The 6852-nt window shown below is 63.3% G+C and carries 9 protein-coding genes; 7 read left to right on the top strand and 2 right to left on the bottom strand.

The genetic code is table 11. The features are described 5' to 3' along the window. The 3 genes from WA943_RS03630 to queG all read left to right on the top strand — a co-directional run. Positions 1-302 (top strand): MerR family DNA-binding protein (locus tag WA943_RS03630; protein ID WP_424468479.1); only part of this gene is annotated, 302 nt, incomplete at its 5' end. A 40-nt stretch (positions 303-342) separates the two neighbouring features. Beyond that, the gene (locus WA943_RS03625; RefSeq protein ID WP_424468478.1) at positions 343-1023 is read left to right on the top strand and encodes a glutathione S-transferase family protein; all 681 of its coding nucleotides are present in this window, start codon (positions 343-345) and stop codon (positions 1021-1023) included. Next, positions 1004-2152: a tRNA epoxyqueuosine(34) reductase QueG gene (queG, locus tag WA943_RS03620; RefSeq protein ID WP_424468477.1), complete on the top strand. Its 1149-nt coding sequence runs from the start codon at positions 1004-1006 to the stop codon at positions 2150-2152. Before WA943_RS03625 ends, queG begins: the two co-directional genes overlap by 20 nt. Positions 2153-2285: 133 nt before the next feature. On the opposite strand, the gene WA943_RS03615 is transcribed toward queG, so the two are convergent. Then, positions 2286-3059, bottom strand: a complete 774-nt coding sequence (locus tag WA943_RS03615) for a tetratricopeptide repeat protein (protein WP_424468476.1) — start codon at positions 3057-3059, stop codon at positions 2286-2288. A gap of 86 nt (positions 3060-3145) precedes the next feature. On the opposite strand from WA943_RS03615, the gene WA943_RS03610 reads away from it, so the two are divergent. Further along, on the top strand, positions 3146-4003 hold the full coding sequence (locus WA943_RS03610; RefSeq protein WP_424468475.1) for an SDR family oxidoreductase: 858 nt from the start codon (positions 3146-3148) through the stop codon (positions 4001-4003). A 77-nt stretch (positions 4004-4080) separates the two neighbouring features. Continuing rightward, the gene (locus tag WA943_RS03605) at positions 4081-4476 is read left to right on the top strand and encodes a translational machinery protein (protein WP_424468474.1); all 396 of its coding nucleotides are present in this window, start codon (positions 4081-4083) and stop codon (positions 4474-4476) included. Here WA943_RS03605 and WA943_RS03600 read toward each other — a convergent pair. Beyond that, positions 4473-5249 (bottom strand): alpha/beta hydrolase, encoded by a 777-nt coding sequence (locus tag WA943_RS03600; RefSeq protein ID WP_424468473.1) that lies wholly within the window; start codon positions 5247-5249, stop codon positions 4473-4475. The genes WA943_RS03605 and WA943_RS03600 overlap by 4 nt on opposite strands. Before the next feature lie 73 nt (positions 5250-5322). On the opposite strand from WA943_RS03600, the gene WA943_RS03595 reads away from it, so the two are divergent. Both WA943_RS03595 and WA943_RS03590 read left to right on the top strand, forming a co-directional pair. Continuing rightward, a complete protein-coding gene (locus WA943_RS03595; RefSeq protein ID WP_424468472.1) occupies positions 5323-6519 on the top strand; it encodes a glycosyltransferase in 1197 nt (398 codons plus the stop codon). Continuing rightward, on the top strand, positions 6512-6832 hold the full coding sequence (locus WA943_RS03590) for a hypothetical protein (RefSeq protein ID WP_424468471.1): 321 nt from the start codon (positions 6512-6514) through the stop codon (positions 6830-6832). The genes WA943_RS03595 and WA943_RS03590 overlap by 8 nt, the downstream gene beginning before the upstream one ends. Positions 6833-6852: the final 20 nt, after the last annotated feature.

Raw genomic sequence — 6852 nt, 5'->3', positions numbered from 1 at the left:
CGGATGAGGCGGTCCACACCTTGCGCTTCGTCGCCAGCGCCCGCGATCTCGGCTTCACCGTCGAGCAATGCCGAACCCTGCTGGCGCTTTACCGCGACAAGGGCCGTGCCAGCGCCGATGTGAAGCGCCTGGCGCAGGTGCATATCGGCGAGATCGACCGCAAGATCGAAGAGCTTGGCGCGATGCGCAAGACGCTGACGCATCTGGCGCGGCGCTGCCACGGCGACGAGCGGCCGGACTGTCCGATCATTGATGAATTGAGCCAGCAGGCACCGCGGGGCGGCACGCATCGCCATTCCTGAGCCCGTCCAAGCCCAACCGTTGCAGTAAGATTGCGAGCACATGCGTCAGCTTTACCATCTCCCGATTTCGCCTGCCTGCCGGAAGGTGCGCCTCGTGCTGGCCGAAAAAAATCTGGCCTTTGAACTGGTGGAGGAGCGCGAGTGGGAACGCCGCGATGAGTTTCTCGCGCTGAACCCCGCCGGTGAAGTGCCGGTGCTGATCGAAGAAGATGGCTCCGTTATCGCAGGCGCAACGGCCATATCTGAATTTCTCGAAGAGACGCAATCCTTCCTCCGCCTGCTTCCCGAAAATCCGCTTGAACGCGCCGAAGCGCGCCGCGTGATCGACTGGTTCGATCGCAAGTTCGCGGCTGAAGTGTCGGACGGGTTGCTCTTTGAAAAAGTCGCCCGCCGTTTTCTCAACGCATCGGAAGGCGGCGGCGCGCCGGACATGACCGTGGTGCGCGCGGCGCTTCACAATCTGCGCTACCACCTCGATTACATCTGCTACCTCATGGAAGAGCGCCGCTGGCTTGCGGGCGAGGAAATGACACTCGCCGATCTTACCGCCGCAGCCCATCTCTCCTGCCTCGATTATGTGGGCGACGTGCCTTGGGGCCAGTATCCGGGCGCCAAGGACTGGTATGTCCGTATAAAATCGCGTCCCGGCTTCCGTCAGATCCTTGCCGATCATGTGCCGGGCATGCCACCGCCGAAACTCTATGCAAACCTCGACTTCTAAACGCGGAAAAAAGGACGACCGGCCGCTGAAGCTGCGGCTGCTCGAACGCGCGAAAGAAGCGGGCTTCGATGCCGTGCGCATCACGAAGCCCGATGCCGTGCCGCAGGCGCAGCCGCGTCTCGCCGACTGGCTGTCGAAGGATCGCCATGGAGAAATGGCCTGGATGGCGGAAACGGCGGAGCGCCGCTCAAGTCCCGATGCGCTCTGGCCCGATGCGCGAAGCGTCATCATGCTGGCGATGAATTACGGGCCGGACGAAAATCCGCTGGCGCTGCTTGAAGCGCGCGACCGCGCCGCGATCTCCGTCTATGCGAAAAATCGCGACTATCACGATCTCGTCAAATCGCGGCTGAAGCAGGTCGCGCGCTGGCTCGCCGAAACGACAGGCGAGCAGGTGAAGGTCTTTGTCGATACCGCGCCCGTGATGGAAAAGCCGCTGGCGCAAGCCGCAGGCATCGGCTGGCAGGGCAAGCACACAAATCTCGTCTCGCGCGATTTCGGTTCATGGCTTTTTCTGGGGTCGATCTTCACCACGCTCGAACTCGACGCCGATGAGCCGCATGACGACCGCTGCGGCGATTGCCATCGCTGCCTCGACATCTGCCCGACAAAGGCTTTCCCTGCGCCTTATGAACTCGATGCGCGGCGCTGCATTTCCTATCTCACCATCGAGAACAAGGATCACATCCCGCGCGAATTTCGCAAACCCATCGGCAACCGCATCTATGGCTGCGACGATTGCCTTGCCGTTTGCCCGTGGAACAAGTTCGCGCAAACCGCCCGCGAGATCGCGCTGCAACCGCGCGACGATCTGCGCGCGCCGACGCTTGCCGAGCTTGCGAGCTTCGACGATGCGGCGTTCCGCGCCTATTTCTCAGGCTCGCCCGTGAAGCGCATCGGGCGCGATCGCTTTACCCGAAACGTGTTGATCGCCATCGGCAATTCGGGCGATGCGACGCTTGTCGGCATTGTGCGCGAGCATCTGGCCGACGCATCGCCGCTGGTGCGCGCCATGGCCGTCTGGGCGCTGGGTGAACTGGCGCGCGATGAGGCGCGAGGGCTCGCAAGCGCGGCATTGGCGCGCGAAGAGGATGAGGCTGTGATTGGAGAGTGGAGGGCGGTGGAGTAATACGCCGCACTCTCCACCAATTCAGCGTCGTCCCGGCACTTGTTGCCGGGACCCATGGGCGCTGCGACTTGTCTCGAAGGTGGGTCCCGGGAATAAATCCCGGGACGACATATTTTTCCTGGTGACGCAGGAATTATTTCCCCGCGCCCGCCTTCAAATATTCCCGCGCGGCCACCGCCGACGCATCGTCGCTGCGTCCCGTCGCTTTTGCAAAACGGATCACATCTTCCCAGTCCGTCCGCGCGCCTGCGACATTGCCATTGGCCGCTCTCATGCGGCCGCGTTCGAGAAGCGCGGCAAGATTGTGTGGCGCGATGCCGACGGCGCGTTCGGCGTCTGCGAGCGCGGGTTTTGGATAGCCGAGATTGCGAAAGGCGGCGGCGCGCAATGTCAGCGCTTCCACCGATGTCGGCAACTCGGCAAGCACTTCGCCTGCATCGACGCGTGCGCCGTCCCAGTCTTTCGCCAATGCGCGGATATTGGCGCGGGCGAGCAGATAGGTCGCATTGGCCTGAAGCGCCAGCGCCTGATCGATGGCAATGCGGGCGCGCCCCAGATCTTCCGCGATCACCCAGGCGTCGGCGGCTTGCGCATAGGCTTCGGCGCGCGCTTCGACGGGCGCATCGGCCATATTGAGCGCGACCTGACTGAAGGTGCTCGCCGCTTCCGCATTGCGGCCAAGGGCTGAAAGCGCCAGTGCTTCGCAATGGAGCGAGGCGGGGCCATCTGCGCCTGCATCGGGCCGCCAGGCGCGCGCATAGGCCAGCGCCTTTTCGGGGTCCTTATGTGCGAGCGCAAGGCAAGTGTCATAATCCTGCGTCGCCGCCTTCTGCGCCGCAAGACTTGCGGACGCGAAGGGCAATGTGGCGAGGCATGCGGCGATGAGCGTCTGTCGGAATGTGAACATGGCGGCTAAGCTCCGACAGGAAGGGGCGCTTTGCAAGGGCCCGCGCAACGGAAAATCTGAAAGAGGCGGGTTTGGGCAAGAGCGGCATGCAGAGGCTTTTTTGTTTCGGCCTCGGCTTCAGCGGGAAGGCGACGGCCCATCGGCTGGCGGCGCAAGGCTTTGCCATTGCAGGCACATCTCGCTCTGAGGCCAAGGTGGCGGAACTGCGCGCCGAGGGCATCGAAGCGCATGTCTTCAACGCCGACACGCCGCTCGATCCCGCGGTACTGAAAGGCACCACGCATCTCCTGTTGTCCGTGCCGCCCGATGAAAAGGGCGATCCCGTCTTTCGCGCCCATGCGGGCGACATTGCGAAGCTGAAAGGCGATCTCGTCTGGGCGGGCTATCTCTCGACCACGGGCGTCTATGGCGACCGCGCCGGAGACTGGGTGGATGAGGACGCGCCGCTGACGCCGACGACGAAGCGCGGCGAACGCCGCCTTGCCGCCGAAGAAGCATGGGCAAGCCTCGGCCTGCCGCTCCACATTTTCCGCCTTGCGGGTATTTACGGGCCGGGCCGCAATCAGCTTCGCTCCGTGCTGGAGGGGACGGCCAGGCGCGTCGTCAAGCCGGGTCAGGTTTTCTCGCGCATCCATGTCGAGGATATCGCCGCCGTGCTTGTCGCTTCCATCGAGAAGCCGAACCCCGGCGCGGCCTATAATGTCTGCGACAATGAGCCTGCGCCGCCGCAAGAGGTCGTGGGTTTTGCCGCCGAACTCCTCGGGCGGACGCCGCCGCCTGAAATCGCCTTTGACGACGCCGAGCTTTCGCCCATGGCGCGCAGTTTCTATGCGGAATCAAAGCGCGTCTCGAACCGCCGCATTCGCGAGGAACTTGGCGTAATGCTTCGCTATCCGACCTATCGCGAGGGTTTGAAAGCGCTTCTCGCAGGGGAGGCGGGCTGAGACATCCGCATATCCCCTTATTGTTTCGAGTTGCAAGGTCAGTGCAAAACAGGAAGCGCGAAACAGGAGGAGTTTGAATGACGCATTATCACGCGGTCGTCTGGATCGATCACCACGAGGCTCATATCGTCGAAATTAATCTCGACGAGCATTCGGCGGCGACGGTGCTTCACAAGCATGCGATCAAGCATACGCAGCACAGTGCGGGCAAATCGCGAAGCTGGCGCGCGCCGGAAGATCCCGCCTATTACGAAGATGTGGTCAAGGCGCTGGCGGGCGTCGGTGAAATCCTGATTGTCGGTCCGGCCAATGCGAAACTCGAATTCCTGAAACATCTTCAGGCAAAGCATGCCGACCTTGCCGCAAAGGTCGTCGGCATCGAAACGGTCGATCATCCGACCAATGGCGAACTTGCAAATTACGCCGCCGCCTATTTCCACAAGAAGGACCGCATGCTGCCGCAGATCAGCTAGTCGATGGCGGCAAGCAGCGTCTCGATTGTCTGCGTGAGGCGCGCAATATCGTCCGGCGTCGAAAGCCGGTGATCGCCGGTCTTCGACAGACGGATCGTGACGTCGCTGGAGGCGAGCGCCTCGACAAGCCGCATCGCGTGGCCCCACGGCACGTCGGGGTCGGCCATGCCTTGCAGGATGCGCACAGGCAGCGTCAGCGGAATTTCTTGCCCGAGCAACAGATGCCGGCGGCCTTCCTCGATCAGCTTCATCGTGATCTCGTAAGGCTCGTCGTCATATTCTGACGGGCGGCGATAGACGCCTTCGGCCAGCAGCACATTGCGCACTTCGTCGGAGAAGTTCTTCCACATCAGCTCTTCGGTGAAGTCCGGCGCGGGCGCGATCAGCGTCAATGCTTTGACGCGCTCGGGCCGCCTCAGCGCCAGCAGAAGCGCGATCCAGCCGCCCATGCTGGAGCCGACAAGGATTTGCGGGCCGGTGGTCAATTCGTCGAAAGCCGCCAGCGCGTCGTCGAGCCAGCGTCCGACGGTTGCTTGCGTGAAATCGCCGCTCGACTGGCCATGCGCGAAATAGTCGAAACGCAGAAGATGGCGGCCATTGGCGGCGGCCCAGTCGGCCAGCGCGCAGGCCTTGGTGCCCGTCATGTCGGATTTGAAGCCGCCAAGCCAGACAAGCCCGGTCGGCCCCGCGAGGCTTGCCGGTGTTTCGAGCATATAGGCGAGGCTTTCGCCATCGGGGCGCGTGATCTTGCCGGAGCGTTTGCTGTCAGTCATGTTGGCCGTTGTCTGTTCGTGTCGGTCGTCATTCAATACATAGCCGACATTCGCCTCGATCAAGGATCAAAGAGTGCCCACTCCTTTTGAAGGGCTTGCCCGTCCGACGATTTTGCAGATCGTGCCGTCGCTCGATATTGGCGGCGCGGAGCGCACAACCGTGGATATCGCCCGCGCCGTGGTCAAGGCGGGAGGCCGCGCCCTTGTCGCAAGTTCCGGCGGGCGGCTGGTCGAGGAGTTGCGGGCAGCGGGTGCTGAACATTTCGACATGGCGGCGCAGTCGAAAAATCCGATCGTCATGGCGCTCAATGTCGAACATCTGACGCGGTTGATCCTGCGCGAGAAGGTCGATCTCGTTCATGCCCGCTCGCGCGCGCCTGCCTGGAGCGCGCTGGCCGCCGCGCGGCGCACGAGCCGCCCCTTCGTCACGACCTATCATTCGAAGGTCCATGAAAGCCCGCGCCTCAAGGTCTTTTATAATTCGGTCATGGCGCGCGGCGATGCGGTGATCGCCAATTCCGCTTACACGGCAGCGCGCATCCGCAAGGTTCATGCGCCCGATGCCGCCCGCGTCTTCACCGTGCCGCGCGGTATCGACACGGATTATTTCGATCCCGCGACCGTCGCGCCCACGCGCCTTGCCGCCTTGCGCGCAAGCTGGGGTGTCGAGGATGACAGGCCGATCTTCATCCTGCCCGCGCGCCTGACGCGCTGGAAGGGACAGGCGGTCGCCATCGAAGCCGCCGCCGTGCTTCATGCGGCAGGGCGAAACGACTTCCAGCTTCTGCTCGTCGGCGATGCGCAGGGCCGCGACAACTACACGCATGAACTCGAAGCGGGCATTCGCAAGAGCGGCGTCGGGCATCTCGTTCGCCTGACCGGCCCCTGCAACGATATGCCAGCCGCCTATGCGCTCTCCGCCGTCGTGCTTTCGCCCTCTATCGATCCCGAACCCTTCGGGCGAACGGCGGTCGAGGCGCAGGCGATGGAGCGTCCGATCATTGCGAGCGATAGCGGCGGCCAGCGCGAAACGGTGCTGACGCCCGAAAATGTGGGCGGGCTCGGCCATGCGACGGGGCTTGGCGTTCCGGCAGGCGATGCTGCTGCGCTTGCCGCCGCCATGGCCCGGCTGCTCGATCTGGGTGCAGAGGCGTGCCATGCGATGGGTGCGCGGGGGCGGGCCAATGTGCTGGCGCATTATTCGGTTCGGGCGATGGCATCGGCGACACTTGCCATCTATGCGCGCCTGATCAGCCCCTCGCATGGCTGACATTCTCGCCATCCTGATGACGCCGGACCCGCGAGGTGAAGCTTCGCTGCGTGCCCTTCGCGAGCGCTATCCGGGCGCAAATCTCATTCTGCTGACGACGCCGGAGGCGGCTTCGCGCCTCGCGCCTCTGGCCGATGAGGTCTGGAGCGAAGGCGGGGCGAGAGGACCGGGGCTGCTGCTGGCGCTTTTGCGCCGCATTGCCTGGATGAGTTTTGCCCATGTCCACGACCTTGAACGAAGCCGGTTCACACGCCTTATGCGCTTTTTTGTGTGGCCCAGGCCACATTGGCACCGCGAAGGACTATCGAGGTAGGCTTTGCGGCCTTTTGGGGA

This window comes from Parvibaculum sp., assembly GCF_049651025.1.
GTDB lineage: Bacteria > Pseudomonadota > Alphaproteobacteria > Parvibaculales > Parvibaculaceae > Parvibaculum.
This window is presented reverse-complemented; position numbering and strand designations above follow the sequence as displayed.